Origin of the sequence: Sphingobacterium sp. UT-1RO-CII-1 (assembly GCF_026711005.1) — a bacterium.
Lineage (GTDB): Bacteria > Bacteroidota > Bacteroidia > Sphingobacteriales > Sphingobacteriaceae > Sphingobacterium.
This window is the reverse complement of sequence record NZ_JAPPVJ010000005.1, coordinates 405,867-425,103: the sequence shown is the minus strand read 5'-3', so window position 1 is coordinate 425,103 and position 19,237 is coordinate 405,867. Positions and strand designations below refer to the sequence as shown.

Below are 19,237 nucleotides of genomic sequence, written 5' to 3'. Positions count from 1 at the left end.
CAGGGTAATAAATAGTGAATAAATAGAAATGCGTATGCGTATTTCATATAATAGATAAAAAAAAATAGATATATACAGGTATGAAAACAATTGATGAGTTGAATTTTTCGGGCAAAAGAGCCTTAGTTCGCGTAGACTTTAACGTTCCTCTAGATGAGAACTTTACTATAACGGATGATAACCGGATTCAGGGAGCTAAAGCTACCATAAAAAAGATCTTGGCTGATGGCGGCTCAGTAGTGTTAATGTCACATTTAGGCAGGCCTAAAGATGGCCCTACAGATAAATATTCGTTAAGACATATTGTTAAGCATCTTTCTGATGTTTTGGGCGTTGCGGTAAAATTTGCTGATGACTGTATTGGTGAGGAAGCTTTAAAAGTTAGTCAAAACTTGGCTGCTGGTGAAGTTCTTTTGTTGGAAAACTTAAGATTCTATAAAGAGGAAGAAAAAGGCGATCGTGCATTTGCAGAGAAATTGTCTAAACTTGGCGATGTATATGTGAACGATGCATTTGGAACAGCACATCGTGCACACGCTTCTACAGCTGTGGTTGCAGATTTCTTTCCAGGCAATAAGTTTGCAGGTTATTTGATGGCGGCGGAAATCAATAACGCTGAAAAAATAATGAATAACCCGGATCGTCCTTTTACAGCAATTATGGGAGGAGCAAAAGTGTCTGATAAGATTGAGCTGATCGAAGCGTTGTTGGACAAGGTAGATAATCTTATCATTGGCGGTGGAATGGCTTATACTTTTGTGAAAGCTCAAGGTGGCGAGATCGGTAAATCTTTAGTGGAACTGGATAAGCTTGATTTGGCTAATGAACTACTTAAAAAAGCAGAGAAAAAAGGTGTTAACCTTGTTCTTCCAACAGATGCGCAGATTGCAGATCGTTTTGCCAATGATGCGGATGTATATAATGGAGCGAACGATGCTATTCCTGCTGATAGAGAAGGTTTAGATATCGGCCCTGAGTCGTCAGCGCACTTTGCGGATGTAATTCATGCTTCCAATACGTTGTTGTGGAATGGCCCGATGGGTGTTTTTGAATTTGATACTTTCGCCAAAGGAACACGTGCGGTTGCTGATGCAGTTGTAGGTGCGACAGAAAGAGGTGCTTTTTCTTTAATCGGTGGTGGCGATTCGGCAGCAGCTGTATCTAAGTTTGGAATGACAGAGCATGTTAGTTATGTAAGTACTGGTGGAGGGGCTTTATTGGAGTATATGGAAGGTAAAGTATTGCCAGGGGTTAAGGCTTTGAATGATTAAGCCAGCTTAATCTATAATGAAAAAGGCTATTCCGGAATATCGGAATAGCCTTTTTACTTTCAGGCAACGGTCTTTCTCTTTTAGTAGGTATAGCTTATGCTAAAGGAAGGTATTATGCGTCTGCTTGTTGTAGCGTCGTTAATATAAGACAGTTTGCTGGCTAAATTTATATCAGGAAGGGGGTAGCGAAATATGTTAAGATCTGCTGATAAGCCTATGCCTATGCTTTTTGGTGATAAACTCTGGTGTATATTTTGAAAATCCGTAAATACAAGCCCTTGCAGTCTCTTAATATAAGTTAAAGAGCCTATGCTCCAGTCGGGGTACAACAGTGGAAGACTATAATTAATCATACTGGTGTTTTTTACAATCGGCGAATTGTAGTGCCCCCATCCTGTGGGTAGGGGGATATCGTAATTATAATCGTAAATTCCACTACTTTCCTGGAAGGCCAAACGGAACTGTATACTGTGATTTTTAAACAGCCCAGGAAAGTAAAAATTGCTACGGACCGAAAATATATGACCTGAAAGCCTATTTTCAAAAGGTAGGTGTCGGTAGGTCACACTAATATTTTGCCCCCATTTTGGCATAATATCCATTTTGCTCCGCATATTGTTTCGGTTGAAATATACTTGGTAAGCTATTGGGAAAGCAATGACGTCCGTAAAGTTTTTTAATGAAATACTGGGATTATATCTTTTGGTGTACGAGCTACTCATATTGAAACCGTAGCTGTAAACTTGGTTTTTTAGGTATATGGAGAGTGGTATATTCATCTCCATGTTGATATGGTGGTCTCTAAAGCTGTAGGGGATCAATTCTTTATCGTTGTTATTTTTTACAGCCTGACCTATTTGCCCACGGTTTGCATACTTTAGGGTGAATATGGGGAGAAATTTACGATAAGAGATCTCTGCCGAGTATCTTGTTTTATTGATATCTGTGTCATACTCTGCGCCAATTTTCATCTGTGTTGTATTTAAGAGATCATTCGATAGCCAGAATAACCCAGGTACGTAGTTGTCAAAGCTTTCAAAGTCGTTACTGCTAATCGATAAGCTGTGAAAATTAAATAAATGTGTATCCGGTTTGTAATTGCTGATTTTTAATGCGGTATCTCTAAGAGTGTAGGGGTTGTTCTCGTTTAGGCTATCCAATGTAGCTTGTATGTAAAAAGGGCGTACTGTTCGGTCATCGCTAACTGGAGTGGACTCTTTTTTAGATATTTTGTAGCCATTATATTGATAGTCGTTGTATAATAGATTTCCTTTCTGGTCTATAAAAGGGTTAAACGCGCCATATTCTGCCTGTGTAAGTGGCTTGATCGTGCCTTCTTCCAGTTGGTATATGTTGTCTATTCCATTGTAGTGGGCTTTAAAAATCACTCTTTCTTTTTCGTAAAATGGCTGTTCGAGCTGTTGATCTCCCCAGTTAAGTAAGAATTTGTGGTCTTTAGATGCTAGGTCAAACTCTATTAAATTTGTGCCCTGTGCTGCCACGGCTATAGCAATTATGCGTGTTCCGGCGTTGTTGTATTTTGGTTGCTGCAGGTGCATTCCCTGTGGAGCTGCGATTTTTTCTACGATATTTCCACGCTGCGCATCTAGTATTATTAAGCTACTATAGCCGGATTTGTCAACTTCTACGGTTACTATTTGTTCAGCAAAAGGGTGTAATGATGGGAAATAATAGCGTGTTTTACTGCTTAAACTTTTTGTTTTCCCTGTTTTTATATTGTGAATATTTATAATATTATAGGTTTCTTTTCCAAACCGAGGGTGTTTTTTATACTCATCCCATACGATATTATTTGCCTTGATATGGAAGTTCGGAGTGATTTGGTAGCCTATTTTTACTATTGTTTTTTCTTCGCCATTATCACTCAGTCTCGTTATCTGGGCAGTGTTTTGAGGTGATGTTTTTAAGCTGTATATTTTGTTGTCTTCGCCTATCTGAGGTAGTAAATAGTTGGTCGGATAGGGACTTTTTTTAAGTGCTATTTTTGTTGTTTCGGAGATGTTTTTTGGTTTTTCTTTCGTCCATTTTTCGGCTAAATCTTCTGTTGTTTTTTTATAAAGCTGCTGCGAGTTGAGGGCTGATGTTGCCCTTAATGCCTGTTGGAAATTGTAAGGTTTGATCAGGTTTTTTCTCATGCTCTCTAATATTTTCTCATGACTTTCTACTCCGAAATTATTGGTCAGGTAGCTGTTCATCATGTACCCGATTACATAGTAGGACGGGACATTATCTTTGAATGACCCCATTACATATTTATCGAAATTGTAGTTTCTGCTAGATAGAATATTTGCTCGGAGCGGCATCTCCCAAGAGGGTAGGCGGCCTCTCCCTCCTTTGCTATGTATGGTTTCAATTTGTGTTGCGTCGCCTTCAAAATACCAAGAAGGCAGGTTGATGGCGAAGAGGGCTAAGGCCAGTTGTTCGAAAAAAGGCCCCTTTATTTTTCCTGTCAGTTTGTCAAATTGTGCAACGTGTCTGTACTCATGGAGGGCTAAATTAGGTAGCCATTCTTGGTTGTCGGGGCTTGCCGATGGGATAGGGTAGAGCTCGGATTTTCGGGGCGCTAATTGCACAAAACCATTTTGTTCTATATGATTTGCATGGAGGATAAAGCTTATTTTTTTAGGATTTAGTGCTAGGTCTCTACTGCTTTTTCCGTGATAGGAGTGGAGACTGTCGGCCAATATTAGGGCTTTTTTTTCGAACGATTCCGGGAACATAAGCCTGAAATATGGGTTGTCTATTTGCTTCCATTTGATCGATGGGTGCGCTTGAATGTTGTCGAAAATCTGAGAGGAAACCTTATGTGTACTTAATGTTAATGTAAGTATTGCTAATATTTTGATTTTAAAGTGTTTTAGTGTCATTTTTATCTTTAAAAATACGTATAGCTAAATATATTAGTTTTTATTGTGCTATTTTTGTTAACTTTTAGTTTTGTTAAATTGTTTTATAGTATTGATTTATAGGTTTTAATGTGTTTAGTTTTTTCTTTTTAAAAATGCTTATTTATAAATATTTTTTAGGCTTTATTCATTTTTTGCTATGCATATATAGTTGCCGAATACTGCCGTCTATATAAGTGCAAGGTATGTATTTTTTATAACTCTTGCTCATAGTAGAAGTTAAATAATTATCTGAGCGAATTGAGACAATGTTGTTTTCGAAGCGACGGGATGTTCGTTTACGAGCTTTTATTTTCTATCTTTTTTTTAAAACGAAATTTTTGAAGATACATTTAAACCTTTAGCACGTGTCTGTGTTTATAGGTAAGTAAGCTATTTTATTCTGCCTTGGGTAAAAATGGGCGTACTGTCATTTTGTCTTTTGTTGTTTTTTTTAGACGGTTTACATCGCTCTTGGAATTGTTTTAATTTACTGTTTCATGCTGTTTATAAAACATTAGTTATTTCCAACTAAAAAACCGACTTTTGCTCAAAATAAAATATTACCAATGTAGGAATTTTAATAAAGAGGGTGTTATGGAAGAATTAGAAATGAAGGTGGAACTTCTTGAGGCTTGGGTGGAAAACGGACAGTTGTCCGAGCTTAGAGATTTTTTAAATGAGCAGAACATTTCGGATGTAGAAGAACTCATCGATGAGCTTCCTGAGCATGCCGCTCTTTTTATTGAAACCTTGAATATAAACCGGGCTGTTCATGTGTTCGGTATTTTAGATTTCCCTACTCAAGAACGTATCTTTAAAAAGCTTTCCGCAGCTAAAATCAGGGAGCTGATTAATGAGATGCCGCCGGATGACCGTACGTCTTTTTTTAGTGAACTAAAAGGGGATGTTGTGAAGCGTTTAATCATCATGCTGTCGCCGGAAGAAAGGAAGGAAGCACTCTCGCTTTTGGGCTATCCGGAAGATAGTGTCGGTCGCTTAATGACGCCGGATTATATTACGGTAAAAGAACACTGGAACATCACTCGGGTTTTGGATCACGTCCGCCGTTATGGGAATGCGTCGGAGACGATCGATGTGCTCTATGTTTTAGATTCAGACGGAAAATTAATAGATGATATTCGTATCCGGGATTTGCTTATCTCAGATCCCGAAACTATTGTTGGCGATTTAATCGATAACCGGCTCATTTCTTTAAATGCTAACGACCACCAGGAAGATGCGGTCAATATCTTTAGGATGAATAACCGGGTGGCTCTACCCGTTATTGACGAGCAGGGTATCATGCTTGGTATTGTCACGATCGATGACATTCTTTGGGTAGCCAATGAGGAGTATACCGAGGATATGCAAAGAATCGGGGGTACAGAAGCTTTGGATGAACCCTATTTGGATGTTTCTATCTTTCATCTGGTAAAGAAAAGGGGAGGATGGCTTATCGTTTTGTTTTTAGGCCAATTGCTGACGTTTAACGTGCTTAAACACTATGAGGATAGGCTAACTACCATCTTAGTGCTTTTAATGCCTGTAATCATGTCTAGTGGTGGTAATAGCGGCTCTCAGGCTTCTACATTGATTATCCAGGCTATGGCTATGGGCGAGGTAACACTCCGGGATTGGTGGCTGGTTATGCGCAGAGAGATTATTTCAGGTCTTCTTCTTGGTATTATACTGGGGGTGCTGGGCTTCTTCCGCATTTTTGTAGATCAGGCTTATTCGGGCATCTATGGCAACGATTGGAGTTTTTATGCTTTTGCTATTGCTTTTTCTTTGGTAGGTGTCGTGATGTGGGGCTCGTTGGTTGGTGCGATGTTGCCTTTTATTCTTCGAAAGCTTGGTGCAGACCCTGCAAGTTCTTCAGCGCCGTTTGTTTCTACTTTGGTAGACGTTACGGGGCTTATCATATACTTTACGATTGCGACATTTGTGCTGGGTGATATTTTGATGTAAAACATTAAAAAAAAATCTGATTGGAAGTGAGAGAGTTGTGTTTTTATTGAAATAAATATTTGGATAGTTCGTTTAAACTTCCGATAATTGCATCACTGAAACGGAAATGAAGTTTCAAGAAATTCCTGAATAGCTCAGTTGGTTAGAGCATCTGACTGTTAATCAGAGGGTCGCTGGTTCGAGCCCAGCTTCAGGAGCAAACACAAAAGACCTTTTTTAAAGGTCTTTTGTGTTTTATAGAGCTTTGTGTTTTCTCGCACAGATTGACCAGTTCCTCAGCTGAACTTCGCAGACAGGAGTATAAATTATGTAAAAGCAAGGGCATGTGCTTCTGACAGCTATTTGTTTTCGTTATTTTCCACCGATCATCTTTCGGTGTTCGCTTTTTAGTGTTTTCGGATTTTTGCGATTCACTTTCTCAAATAGCATCAATTTTTCTTTGAAGTTTAGTGTTACTGCATTTGGGTTGTCACACCACCATTTGTAAAATTCAGTGGGCTTGTCGGTATAGGGCAATAGGGCTTTTACCGATGTGCTATATTTGGGGAAGTCGATACGCATTTGTAAGCGCAAAGTGTCACGGTAATAGTCGAAATGATGAGCTCTTAGTTTCGAATTTAATATTTGATAGGCTCTTCCTTCCAGCTTGAACCCTATTTTAATTCTTTCTTTATCAAGAGTTACCGGGTCATTCATTAGCCATTCAGAAACACGCATAGTTCGAACCTCTTTTTCCGTCTGAATGGTGAGCAGTTTACGTTGCTCGAGTATAGAGTCGTTGGTCGCTGTAAAGATATGCAGATTGCTGTCCGTGGCTTCCGTATGAGGTACGGAGGCATTTTCTCCTTCAGTAGAGTCTTCGGCTATGCTTTTTCTATTATGTACGATTTTTTCCAGCCTACTTTTTAGATCCGCTTTGTTTACTTCTGTCGGTGGATAGGGTGTTAATAAACTTGCTGTAGACTCTCCTAAAAAGTAATTTTCGATAAACGCCCAGCGCTCTTGGTTGCTCCAATCATTTTGAAAAAAATGATTGAATAGTGCGTAGCTGATTTCTTGTCGCTCGGCGGAGTCGGTAAGTAATTGATTGTTATATTCAATGTTGTTGTTATCAACTTCAAGGTATTTAGCCGCATTGATGCGGATATGTACCATAGTCTTATCGCCCCCTTTGATTTCGAAAGTGGCGACCCCCAATGTTTCGAGGAAGTTGCCCAATTTTACATAGCTGTCTGAGTTAACTTTTTTTTGTGTGCAAAAACGATTCGATCGACGGCTGTCGTTGTTTTCAAAAAGATTATTGAATCGGGTAAGCAGCCTTGCAAAAGTGGTCTTACTCGCTATGGGGTCATTGAGATATTTTAGTTCATCACCAAAAGTTCTCTTTCTCAAAAAAACATTTGGCACACCGTAACGGCTTCCATAAGATTTTTTAATATAGGCTGTAAAAAGTAGGTCGCTGATTTTGGAAACCATCCATCCGTCGGTAATGAGTTCTTTCAATTTATGCTCAAATTGATTTGCTGTGAAAAAACCTTCAAACGACTGAAGAGCTCGTTGTATGGCATGAAAAGTGTTTTGCAGTTTACGCGATTGGTCCTTGAAAGGTTCTGCAGTACGCTCAAATATTATCTTTAGTTGGGGCTCTAGGCTGATCTCATCTGTCTGGAAAATCGTATTGTTGTAAAACGCTAATTTTAAGTTTTCAAAATTTTGTTTCTGACCGTAGTGGTTCCAGAATTTTTCGATATCAAATTCAATGATGTGCTCGCCGTTTTTTCGGCTACTAATCAGTTCATAGGTATTTGGGTAAAGATGCGATAGTTTTTCTAAGTGTTCGTCTGTAAGTTTGGCATAGCCTGTTATAAAACGTCTTTTTGGTCTTGCTGTGAAAACTGGAAATCCTTGTTCGAGAAGGTAGTTTTTCTCTAGAAACATCAGTGAAGTAAGCATCTTCTGTTGAACATCTTGATTTTTGTCAAATATATATTCGAAGTCTTCTGTCGATAGTAAGAGGTTATTTTGCTTGCCACTGCTATGATAAGCGAGTAGTATTTTCCGTAATACGAGTTGTATCTGTGAGGGAGTAATCGCAGACATCTTATGCAGCGTTTTTGCATACAGCAGGTCGTCAGGGTGATAGTTTATAACTGCAAAACCCTTAAGATCTGGATTTCGTGCTGCTCTGCCCACTTCTTGAATATAATCAGAGAATAGCCCAGATGGGGCATGGTGATACACCATATCTACATCTGGAATATCGACGCCCATTCCAAATGCTTTGGTGCAAAACATTATTTTTCTTTTGTTTGTTTTGAATTGGGCTAAAGCGAAGTTTTTATTTTCGCTAGTCATGCCTCCGTGATATCCTGTGGCGATGGTGCTAAATCCTAGATTCAGACTTTCTATGATGCTATTGATTTGTTTGGTATAGGGCGTGTATACTAGTGTTTTTAACTGTAGTTCATGAATGTCCTTGCTAAACGAAATCGTTTGTTCAAGCTTGTTTGCTTGGATTTTTTTTTCAAAAGGAGAGTAGTTCTGAAATACAAAGGTGATGTCTTCTCGTTTTACCTGACCGATATAAAGATGCGGATTTTTTAAATGAAGACTACTGATACTGTCAAAAACCATATCATTGGCCCCGCCGAATACGGCTGTAGCAGTTACGGCCACAATGATGAAATGCTGCAGGTTTACTTCACGCAGTTTGCGCAGGTGTTCGCCGAGAAACCAGTAGTCTACTCTGAAGTCTCTGCCCCAGGTGGTGATGAGGTGTGCTTCATCTATAGCCAATAGACCGATTTTTCGGTTTCCTATAAAGTAGGTGATATCGTACGAGAGGAATAATTCAGGTGACATGTACAGGACATCGATTAATCCGGATTGACATTGTTGAATGATGCGTTCTCGTTCTAAAAAAGAGAGCTCACCATTGATGTAAGCTACTTTTTCGAAATTTCGCTCCCCGAGTATGGTTTCAACCTGATCTTTCATTAAGGCGATCAGGGGAGAGATAACAATCGTGACATCTCCTTGGTTAGAGATATGAAAGGCCGGGAGTTGAAAAATAAGTGATTTGCCTGCGCCAGTAGGTGCTGTCAAGAATACATCTCTGTTTTCCTGCTGTGCCTTGCTGTTGTCATAGGCCGTGATAATCGTATCTACGATATCGCCCTGCGAAATAGGAATGACTTCATTCGTGTGGTCGGGGTTCTTGTAGATGAAGAGCATTCTAAAGGTGGCGTCGGCTCCCCAATGTTGCTGCAATAACTGGGTCGTAGCTTTTCGTGTGGGATTGTCTTCTTCAATTTGTGGGATAGCGCTATACTGGAGTTTTCCGCCAAATCGGTTTAATACTGCGTTCCATTTCCGGAGGTTGCTCAGTAAACGATTGTTCTGAAACTGTTTTTTATAATACGTTATGGTGGTGACTGTACTTAAAATAGGTTGACTGATGTGGTCATTGATAAGTAGGTCTATGGCGAAGTTGTCAAAGGACAGGTTGTGTGTCTCTGCATTTTTCTGGTTGCTTTTTTCAATTTCTATTTCTTCTTGGAAAAGTGGAACGACTTTATAATTGTTGGTTGGTCGGCGTGTTGAATAATAATATTTTTGGTTCAGAACGCATTGTTCGATGTGGTGTAATGGTAGGTCTGCTGGTCTGCTATCTATATTATCTTGGCCGTTGGTCGGTATGTAATCTTCTTTATCAAGTGGGAATAATTGGCGTAGATTGTCTTCAATAACTATTATGCGATCTTCAAAGGGAAGCGAAGTGTCGCTAGCGTAGGCCTGTAGATAGCAAAGCTGGGCATAGGATATCAGGTGATAATCTTTCACTAGAGCTAGTGCTTTTTGCATTTGCATATACCAGCCTTTGCTATAGGAATAGTGTTTGTTTTCATTTATTAGATGGCGACTATCGGCAATATTGTTGCGAGGTAATAGCGAATGCCACAAGGATGTTTGCCCTAATAAAACAAATATGAGATTTGGACGTTCGGCCATTTCGGATGCAATAATAGCACTTATCCTTTCTACGTAATAGTTGTTAAAAGAATTCGTCATGATGGTTTTGATTAGCTTTTGTAATTAATTATCAGAGCTTTAAGATAGCTTCTTTTTCTCATAAAACAAATTTTCATGCTCCATTGACGAAGTACGAAAACTTTTGATAATCAAAAATACATACATCTTCAGAAGAAAATGTGAGAGTTGTTTCTGTCGAAATTAGAAATTGATTGCATTTTTAAATGTGCTTATTTAAGCTTTAATGCTTGGTTGTTTTTCGTTTAAAAAAATAATTATAAGAAAAGCTGCGAAATTAGTTTTGTATCTAATAGTTGATTATTCAGGAGCTGTGCAGATTGACTGAAGGATAGCTCAAGCTGTGTCATCGGATAATTAACCAAAATCTATAGACCTTCCTCAATTTCGATTTTATCGTCAAATTTAGTGTAAAGTCGAGATATGATATAGTCTCAGATATACACGGACATTGTCTATTCTTTTAGGTATCTTTTTTAGACCATTTATTGATTTATCCAAAACCTAACGCCTTAAAAGTGTTGTTTTATACAGGTTGTCTTTTCCTCCCCAATTTTATAATTCTGTTTGTTTGTTGAATGATATTTTTTTTTGGTCATAGATTAAATTTAGAGAGGTTATAATGTTATGTAAGGTGCGGCTTGGGCTGATCTTAGGATGTTAATGTGGGGTAGTAAGATCCGCTCTGATCGATAGTTGATTCTAGCTGTACTGCGGATAGAAGGGGGGATCAATTGTAAAACCTAGTTAATAATTGGCTGTTTTATTTTGTATTTTGATTCCAATCTTTAAATTTATTTTTATTTGAGTTAAAAATATGAGCAAGCAAGAACGTAAAGTATATAAAGGAAAGAAGAACGACAAAGAGCGTACTATGGGAAAGCTTCTGGCTTCTGTTGGTAAGGTCTTTAAATATTTAAATCACTGTAGCAGAGTGTTGAAAGGTAACGTTTTACTATTAAATATTAACCAATGGGTCCGATAGCTTGCTAGAGGGGCATTGAAAAATAAAAGCGTACCATTAAATTATACATATATGAAAAGATTTTGCTTAATATTTGCTGTTATTTTTACAGTATTACTCTGCTCTTGTAAGAAGTCCGATGAGATTTTAACAGATCCTTTTGAACTTGTTGGTCAATGGAAATTGACAGAGGTCTATGCAGACATTGGAGATGGGACAGGTAGGTTTAGAAAAATAGAAGGAAAAAAAATATTAGAGTTTACAAAAGAAGGCCAGGTAAAGTCAACGAATGGTGATTTATGTTCTATAAACCCGTACAGTAGTGCTAATGAAAGCTCTAATTTTGAAATTAAAGAAACGTATGGTGGGCTGAATAAAATTGTTCTTGAAAAATGTGAAACTGAAATGTCTTTTGAAATAAAGGCAGATGAGCTAACACTTTATTACAATTGCTTCGAAGGATGTGGAGAAAAATTTAAACGTGTAAAGTAATAGAGCATTCTTATTTTACAGTAAACTGAAAATCAGACTTTCCTAAATTCCCTTCTCCGTCTATCCCCTCTATGATGCCGTAGAACTCACTTTCTATATCTGAAGTGTAGAAATCTAAACGTGCTATTCCGTGTTCATCTGTTATGATTTGGGGTGCCCATAGGAGCGTGTTTCTAAAGTCGGGAGCAGTATCCTTTTCTTTATCATAGATGGGTTCGTAGAACTTTTTTTTGGGATAATATCCTTTTGATCGGGCTACCCCGTTCATTTTCATTAATTCTTCTTCTGTATATTTAGGATAGCGGTACACGACGCTTTTCACGTCGTTTGCTCCAAATGTAAATGGGTGTGAAGTCGGTGGGTTGGGGCCAATCCAAACGAGATATGTTGTACCTTCAACAGGCATCTCATCACAATCACCTACTGGACAATTTAACCAGCCACCTCCTGCTCCACCATGCGTCCGATCAGGGTTATTTACATATTTTGCGATACTATCCAGTTGGCCTATATACTTATCCCGATAGGCAGTGCCTTTTTTATGAGTGACAACAATTTCTTCTATTTTTACAGTTGTCCTGTTTAGCGCATTTACCACACTGCTTTTGGTTTCTTTTTGCGACTTTAATAAATTTGTCTTAGGATAGGATATTTTTGTCCAGGGTTTTATATCGTTTATTTTGGAAAAAGGATCTTCGACGCAAATGGAGAAATCTTCAGGTTTGCCAAAGTGTTTTATATAAATACTTGGAGCGATAAGCATATTTTGGGGCGAAATAAAGAAAGTGTTATTTTCTACCGTTAGCAGGTTACTTTGTTTTTGTTCGGGATCAAATAGCATAACAGCTTGTTGCTCTTTTTTTCTCTTCGGGATAAGCTGTCCTGTGATTCCATCGGTTAAAATAGAAGAAGTGTCTTTTTTCGACTTTTCTTTAAGGTCGTGTGGATTCCAGATGTAAGAACGCCAGCCTTGCGTTAAAAGTAAAAGATCCAGTGCCGCAGTGCGGTCTGCATTTTTTTTATCGAAATAGTAAGCGGGATTATGTATGTTTCCGCGCATATGCTTGGACAGCAGGTAGTGTGTCTGTATATCTTTGGCGTCTTTATGGTCATGATATAGTTTGTCATAAACTGTTGCTCCCAACTGTGCTATTACGGGCTTGTTTTGCTGGTCGGTTGCTTGAATTTCCAGTGATATTTTTTCTTTTTTGCCCTCATTTTGACGGGATAGCGTTGTGTTAATGGTTATTTGTTTGTTCGGCTTTAAATAAATGAGCCGTTCGGCAAGGGGCTGTAGCTGTTCATTGAGTAGTGTGATTTCAGCTATGCCCGAACCGACATCGTCTAAAGGTAATCGGACCAGTACGCTGTCTTTAACCTCTGAAGCAGCCATAACAGCGGGCAAACCTCTTGTCTGTATCTGTAAGTAAAAAGGATGTGGAGCACCTGTTTTATTATAAACTAAAAAAGCGATCTGGTCTTCTCGGTTTTCGACTAGTTTTAGGGAGAGTCCTTGCTCCTGAATCGGCGGTAAACGGTACATACTATCTGTGTAAGCTCCATTTAGTTTTACCGTATATTTTTCTCCCGCTAGGGGGCGGATGTGGAAGTATCCCATTCCGTCGTGGATGCTTTTAAACGTTGAAATGGTTTTGTTTCCTTCGAGCAATTGTCCCGATACTGTCCGGGGTAGCCCGTCGCTACCAATAGCTTTAAATGCCACCTTATTATCAACGCCTGCTAAAAGATTGCCCCCCTCGGGGAATAAGTTGAACTGTATCCTGTTATCCGGGCTGTCGTTTAGTTTTTGATTATTGCTTTTGTCTCCCGTAAGTTCTTTGAAATCTTCAACCAGCTCGATTTTCCGTACATCTATAAAATGATCTTGTTCTTTTTTTAGGCTATGGGCAGAGTAGGCGCAAAGCCAATATGTACCTTTTGGAAAGGTGTTGTTCAGGTAGATATGTCCTGAAGTTATTCCTTGTTCTATAGGGTATAGTTCTTCCCAGACGACACTGTCAGTAGCACTATGCACCAATTGTACGTGTAGGGTTTGGTCGATGTTGGAGAGCAGCTGGTTCTGTACATTTACAGTGTAGGCTTTGAACCATAGATCTTCCATAGACTCATAAATATCCTTGCTGGTGCGCAGGTATATAGAGTTCGTCTGTATACCTTCAGTCAACAATTTTAACTGATGGGCTAAAGAGTCTAATTTATCCTTACGAGCCTGCGCCTTTGCATACCCTGTACTTAAAAGGATAATTGTTTGGATTATAAAAAGTAATTTACGATGATTCATTTGAACTCAGTTATGAAGACAGCTGCTTGTGCCAGCACTTATCATGAGTATCTGTTATTAGCCGTTCTCTTTCATGTGTGTTTTATTATTTTATTGTTTAAGAGTGGTTTATAATCTTAAAGATAGTAAGGTATATCCGATATATCAACTCTTATATTCACTTTATACACTGAAGATATGCAGGTTTTTGCTCTAGAAGTTTTCCTTATGAAAGAACGGGAAGTTGATGTTATCTTTTTAAGTAGAAAAGGAACTGCGCTTTTTTTAGGTGAAATTAGAGCATGTCCGCTAGTCCCATGGCGCCAGTAAGCATTTATTCTACGTAGTTCCGGTATGCTTATAGCGATCCTACAGCGATTTTTCTTCCTACCTGTTTATTATACACTCAATACCGTGCTCAGGCTTATTGATCAGGGTACCCCTTGAGAGCATATAGCAAAGTCTCTCGACCAAGCTGATACCAGTACAGGGCGTCATGGAACAAAGCGAGGTCCAACACGCTGTACAAAGCATATACTGCACGAAACAAACATAGGGTGAACACGGGATATCATAGGGGTATGAACGGGTTAAGCCAGGAAAACCACGGACTTTCACGGACTTCCACGCATTTCGACGGACTTTCACGGACTTAATTAAAGAGCAATAAACAAAAAAATGGAAAATAGTACGGCTGAATTAATTGTAAGACTAAGATAGAAAAATAATTGATATGGACCTCATGAAAAACCAGTTTCAAAATCAGATTTTTTTGATCAGCTTAAAGAAACTACAAAAAATTGGGGAAGTTATAGAACAGAGGCTATTAAGGCGTTTTCTTTATAAGTTGAGCAAAATTTTAAGAGACAAAGCTGTATCTGGTCGTTTGGGAGTGAAACCTTCTCCAAAATTGAAGAAAACTGAAAGCTGTTTTACAGCGATGTAGTGCTATCGTGGGCGTAAATGAGTAGTTGTGTGTTAGTATGCTAATGCGAATTTATCAGCTGATGATTGCCCAAAAGATGTAACTTTTTTCCAAAATTACGTAACATTTACTTGCCTTATTGTTGTCATCTTTGTAATGTGAAATTAAAGCAAACGAATATGACTACAAATATAAAAGAACCTATTTACCTTCCTTTAGAAGGTGTGGAAAGCGAGCATTGCGCTTTGATAGTGGAGAAGGGGCTGGGCAAAGTAGAGGGGGTAGAGACGCAAAAGGTTGAAGTAAATAATAGTAGGGTAGCAATTACCGTTCAAGGTAATGAAGCAGTGGCTGAAGCTGTTCGCGCTATTAAAGATTTAGGTTATGGTGTGCCCACTGTTAAAAAATCCTTTCCGGTTTTAGAGATGACATGTGCTTCGTGTGCGGGTAGTGCAGAAAGCATTGCGCAGCATGAAAAGGGGGTAGTGCAAGCAGCCGTTAATTTTGCGACAGGAAACCTTACGGTAGAATATTTGCCGAATGTGACAAACCCGGCAGCTTTGCAAAAAGCTATTCGGGCGGGCGGTTATGATCTTTTGATCGAAGACGAATCTACCCAGCAGGAAACTTTGGAAACTATGCACGCCGAGCGGTTCCAGAAGCTTAAAACGAAAACTACCTGGGCTATAATCTTGTCGCTGCCTGTAGTCGTAATCGGTATGTTTTTTATGGATATGCCGTACGCCGATCCTATTATGTGTTTTTTTTCTACTCCAGTGGTTTTATGGTTAGGGAAAGACTTTTTCATCAATGCATGGAAACAGTTGAAGCACCGTTCGGCTAATATGGATACCTTGGTGGCGCTGAGTACGGGAATAGCTTACGTATTTAGTGTGTTTAATATGCTGTTTGCAGATTTTTGGCACAAAAGAGGTTTGGAAGCGCATGTGTATTTTGAGGCGGCGGCCGTTATTATTGCCTTTATTTTATTAGGTAAACTTTTAGAAGAAAAAGCAAAAGGGAATACTTCCTCGGCTATTAAAAAGTTGATGGGCCTGCAACCGAAAACTGTTTTGGTTATTGAGACAGATGGACGTGAGGTGGAGAAGGCTATTGAGGATGTGCATGAGGGGGATATCATTCTTGTGAAGCCAGGCGAGAAGATCGCAGTAGACGGGATGGTTGTTTCAGGAACGTCGTATGTAGACGAAAGTATGCTGAGCGGAGAACCGGTGCCGGTATTGAAAGAAGAAAACGAAAAGGTATTTGCAGGTACAATCAATCAGAAAGGTAGCTTTCAGTTTCGGGCAGTAAAAGTAGGCAAAGAAACTATGCTTGCCCAAATTATTAAAATGGTGCAGGATGCGCAGGGAAGTAAAGCGCCTGTGCAGAAGTTGGTAGATAAAATTGCAGGTATTTTTGTTCCTATCGTTATTGCCATTGCTGTGCTGACATTTATAGTGTGGATAGTTTTTGGAGGAGAGAGTGGTGTGGTGCAAGGTTTACTAGCTGCGGTAACGGTATTGGTTATTGCTTGTCCTTGTGCTTTAGGGCTGGCTACGCCTACAGCTATAATGGTTGGGGTGGGCAAGGGAGCCGAGCAGGGTATTTTGATTAAAGATGCGGAGAGCCTAGAGCTAGCTAAGAAAGTAAATGCGATCGTTTTGGATAAAACGGGTACGATTACCGAGGGAAGACCACAGGTGACGGGAGTGAAGTGGCTAGCAGGTGATGAGACTAAAAATATTCTACTGAGCATTGAGAAACAGTCTGAGCATCCCTTGGCCGAAGCGGTAGTGAAAGAGTTGGAAGGGGTGGCGTTGGCCAATATTTCGCAGTTTGATAGTATAACGGGCAAAGGAGCGAAAGCCGATTATGAGCAGGAAACTTATTATGTGGGTAATAAAAAGCTTTTGACGGAGAATGGCGTGCAAATCGATGAAAGCTTACTGCAGCAAGCCGAAGATTGGGGCAAGGAGTCGAAGACGGTAATTTGGTTTTCAGATAGCAAAAAAGCATTGTCGGTACTGGCTATTTCGGATAAAATTAAAGAAACTTCAGTTCAGGCTATAAAGGAGATGCAGGATATGGGAATAGACTTGTATATGCTGACAGGCGATAATGAAGCGACCGCAAAAGCCATTGCTGAGCAAACAGGTATAAAGCATTATAAAGCAGAGGTGCTGCCACAGCATAAAGCTGATTTTGTGAGCGAGCTTCAGAAGCAGGGCAAGGTCGTAGCGATGGTAGGTGATGGTATTAATGACAGTACTGCGCTCGCTACGGCGGACGTGAGTATAGCGATGGGACGAGGAAGTGATATTGCGATGGATGTGGCGAAGATGACGATTATATCGTCGGATCTGACAAAGATACCGCAGGCGATTAAGCTGTCGAAGCAGACTGTTGCTACTATAAAACAGAATCTGTTTTGGGCCTTTATTTATAATGTAATCGGCATACCGGTTGCGGCAGGGATATTGTATCCATTTAATGGTTTCTTATTGAATCCGATGATCGCCGGAGCTGCTATGGCTTTAAGCAGCGTAAGTGTGGTGAGCAACAGTTTACGCCTGAAATGGAAGAAATAAGGCTCGTCACTGAAATTGTATAAAAGAAAGCAGGAATAGTGTAAGAATAAAGTCGGTTAATAGATCGAAATTTGTAATAGTAATAAATTTTTAAAAAAAACACAATGGAAAATAAAGAGTTTCAATTTAAAACAAACCTCAATTGCGGAGGATGCGTATCAAAAGTAAAAGCAGATCTGGATAGTGCAGAAGGTGTGTGCCACTGGGATGTGGACACGGCTAATGCGGATAAGATATTGACGGTAAGTTCGAAAGGTATTTCGGAAGATGAGGTCGTTGCGATTATTAAAAGCAAAGGTTTTAAAGCCGAGCCTATAGGTTAACTAGTAAAAGCTTAAGGCTTGTTTTATAACAGCTTGCGTAGACCGGTAGAAGAAAGTTGAATATTTTTGTAATTTATTTTGCATCTGTAAAAGATTTGGCTATCTTTGTATCACTTTAGAAAAGGCCCTGTAGCCTGCTTTAAAGGCGAGTTTCCTGAATAGCTCAGTTGGTTAGAGCATCTGACTGTTAATCAGAGGGTCGCTGGTTCGAGCCCAGCTTCAGGAGCAATATTTAAACCGGCTATTCAGCCGGTTTTTTTGTTTATAAGCAATTTAAAAGCATGAGTTTAGTTATCGTCGGTACGATGGCCTTTGATGCCATTGAAACACCCTTTGGAAAAACTGATAAAATTGTTGGAGGTGCCGCTATGTACGCAGGTATAGCAGCTTCTTACTTATATAGTAAAACGAAATTGATTAGTGTGGTGGGAGGGGATTTCGGTGACGATAATTTGAATGTGATTAAATCTAGAGGAATTGATATAACCGGTGTTGAAATTGTGAAAGAGGGGAAGACCTTTTTTTGGGCCGGCAGGTATCATAATGATATGAATAGCCGTGATACGTTAGGAACAGAGTTGAATGTACTGGCTGATTTTGATCCTAAAATTCCGGTGACTTATCAAGATTGTGAATATTTATTACTGGGAAACCTTACACCACAGGTGCAATTGTCGACCTTGGCGCGCTTGGCCCATCAGCCCCAGCTGGTCGTTTTGGATACGATGAACTATTGGATGAACTTTGCTCTAGACGATCTAAAAAAGGTTTTGTTGAAAGTAGACGTGCTGACTATTAATGACGCAGAGGCCCGCCAACTGTCTGGACAGTATTCTTTAGTGAAAGCAGCTGATAGCATATTGAAAATGGGGCCGAAGTATCTTATCATTAAAAAAGGAGAACATGGAGCACTGCTGTTTGGTGAGGGCGAAGTGTTTTCTGCTCCAGCATTACCATTGGCTGAAGTGTTTGACCCAACCGGAGCAGGAGATGCTTTTGCAGGCGGATTTATAGGCTATTTGGCGAAAGTAAAAACGATAAACTTTGCCAATATGAAGAACGCTGTTATTTACGGATCAACTTTAGCTTCCTTTTGTGTGGAGAAATTCGGAAACGAGCGGTTGTTAGAATTGACGCAAGAAGATATCAATCAGAGAATACGTCAATTTGTTGCGCTCTCTAGGTTTGATATTACTTTTAGATAGTGGTTTCCGATTTTAGGCTAATCGGCCTATAATCGGAAACTTTTTGAAAACATGTGCCGAATGCGGAGCGTCCTGAAGTTCTTGCGTCAGATCCTGTCCAGCCCAATGTTCGTAATGCTGTCCGTTTCGCCATAATCTGCTTGCGGTAACATCATATACTTGCCCCTGGTAGCATACCCATATTTCAGGTTTATCCTGCCCATTTCTTAAAGATAATTGTGCCCTACTGATAGTAGGAAGTTTGTCTTCTTGCTTCAC

Annotated in this window: 11 protein-coding genes and 2 tRNA genes; 9 read left to right on the top strand and 4 right to left on the bottom strand. The window is 39.5% G+C overall.

What is annotated here, in order from left to right:
• Positions 1 to 80: 80 nt before the first annotated feature.
• Positions 81 to 1,271 (top strand): phosphoglycerate kinase, encoded by a 1,191-nt coding sequence (locus ORI89_RS13560; RefSeq protein ID WP_268231026.1) that lies wholly within the window; start codon positions 81 to 83, stop codon positions 1,269 to 1,271.
• Positions 1,272 to 1,351: 80 nt separating this feature from the next.
• Here ORI89_RS13560 and ORI89_RS13555 read toward each other — a convergent pair whose 3' ends face one another.
• A complete protein-coding gene (locus tag ORI89_RS13555; RefSeq protein WP_268231025.1) occupies positions 1,352 to 4,159 on the bottom strand; it encodes a hypothetical protein in 2,808 nt (935 codons plus the stop codon).
• 615 nt (positions 4,160 to 4,774) lie between these two features.
• Between ORI89_RS13555 and mgtE the strand changes: the two genes are divergently transcribed.
• Together mgtE and ORI89_RS13545 are read left to right on the top strand one after the other, a co-directional pair.
• A complete protein-coding gene (gene mgtE, locus ORI89_RS13550; protein WP_268231063.1) occupies positions 4,775 to 6,148 on the top strand; it encodes a magnesium transporter in 1,374 nt (457 codons plus the stop codon).
• Between the two features lie 123 nt (positions 6,149 to 6,271).
• Positions 6,272 to 6,345 (top strand) — tRNA-Asn (locus ORI89_RS13545).
• A gap of 154 nt (positions 6,346 to 6,499) precedes the next feature.
• Here the strand turns inward: ORI89_RS13545 and ORI89_RS13540 are convergent.
• Positions 6,500 to 10,219, bottom strand: coding sequence for a helicase-related protein (locus ORI89_RS13540; RefSeq protein ID WP_268231024.1), 3,720 nt, complete (start codon positions 10,217 to 10,219; stop codon positions 6,500 to 6,502).
• 796 nt (positions 10,220 to 11,015) lie between these two features.
• On the opposite strand from ORI89_RS13540, the gene ORI89_RS13535 reads away from it, so the two are divergent.
• Positions 11,016 to 11,183 (top strand): hypothetical protein, encoded by a 168-nt coding sequence (locus ORI89_RS13535; protein WP_268231023.1) that lies wholly within the window; start codon positions 11,016 to 11,018, stop codon positions 11,181 to 11,183.
• 51 nt (positions 11,184 to 11,234) lie between these two features.
• Positions 11,235 to 11,654, top strand: a complete 420-nt coding sequence (locus tag ORI89_RS13530; protein WP_268231022.1) for a hypothetical protein — start codon at positions 11,235 to 11,237, stop codon at positions 11,652 to 11,654.
• A gap of 10 nt (positions 11,655 to 11,664) precedes the next feature.
• On the opposite strand, the gene ORI89_RS13525 is transcribed toward ORI89_RS13530, so the two are convergent.
• On the bottom strand, positions 11,665 to 13,956 hold the full coding sequence (locus tag ORI89_RS13525; RefSeq protein WP_268231021.1) for a hypothetical protein: 2,292 nt from the start codon (positions 13,954 to 13,956) through the stop codon (positions 11,665 to 11,667).
• A 1,083-nt stretch (positions 13,957 to 15,039) separates the two neighbouring features.
• Between ORI89_RS13525 and ORI89_RS13520 the strand changes: the two genes are divergently transcribed.
• The 4 genes from ORI89_RS13520 to ORI89_RS13505 all read left to right on the top strand — a co-directional run bounded on the left by ORI89_RS13520 (position 15,040) and on the right by ORI89_RS13505 (position 18,979).
• Positions 15,040 to 17,451 carry a heavy metal translocating P-type ATPase gene (locus ORI89_RS13520; protein WP_268231020.1) on the top strand — a complete coding sequence of 804 codons (2,412 nt, stop codon included), beginning with the start codon at positions 15,040 to 15,042 and terminating at the stop codon, positions 17,449 to 17,451.
• A gap of 104 nt (positions 17,452 to 17,555) precedes the next feature.
• Positions 17,556 to 17,774 (top strand): heavy-metal-associated domain-containing protein, encoded by a 219-nt coding sequence (locus tag ORI89_RS13515; RefSeq protein WP_268231019.1) that lies wholly within the window; start codon positions 17,556 to 17,558, stop codon positions 17,772 to 17,774.
• A 152-nt stretch (positions 17,775 to 17,926) separates the two neighbouring features.
• A tRNA-Asn gene (locus ORI89_RS13510) sits at positions 17,927 to 18,000 on the top strand.
• Positions 18,001 to 18,055: 55 nt separating this feature from the next.
• Complete coding sequence (locus ORI89_RS13505) at positions 18,056 to 18,979, top strand: PfkB family carbohydrate kinase (RefSeq protein WP_268231018.1); 924 nt, start codon at positions 18,056 to 18,058, stop codon at positions 18,977 to 18,979.
• 12 nt (positions 18,980 to 18,991) lie between these two features.
• Here ORI89_RS13505 and ORI89_RS13500 read toward each other — a convergent pair whose 3' ends face one another.
• A complete protein-coding gene (locus ORI89_RS13500; protein WP_268231017.1) occupies positions 18,992 to 19,237 on the bottom strand; it encodes a cytochrome b5 domain-containing protein in 246 nt (81 codons plus the stop codon).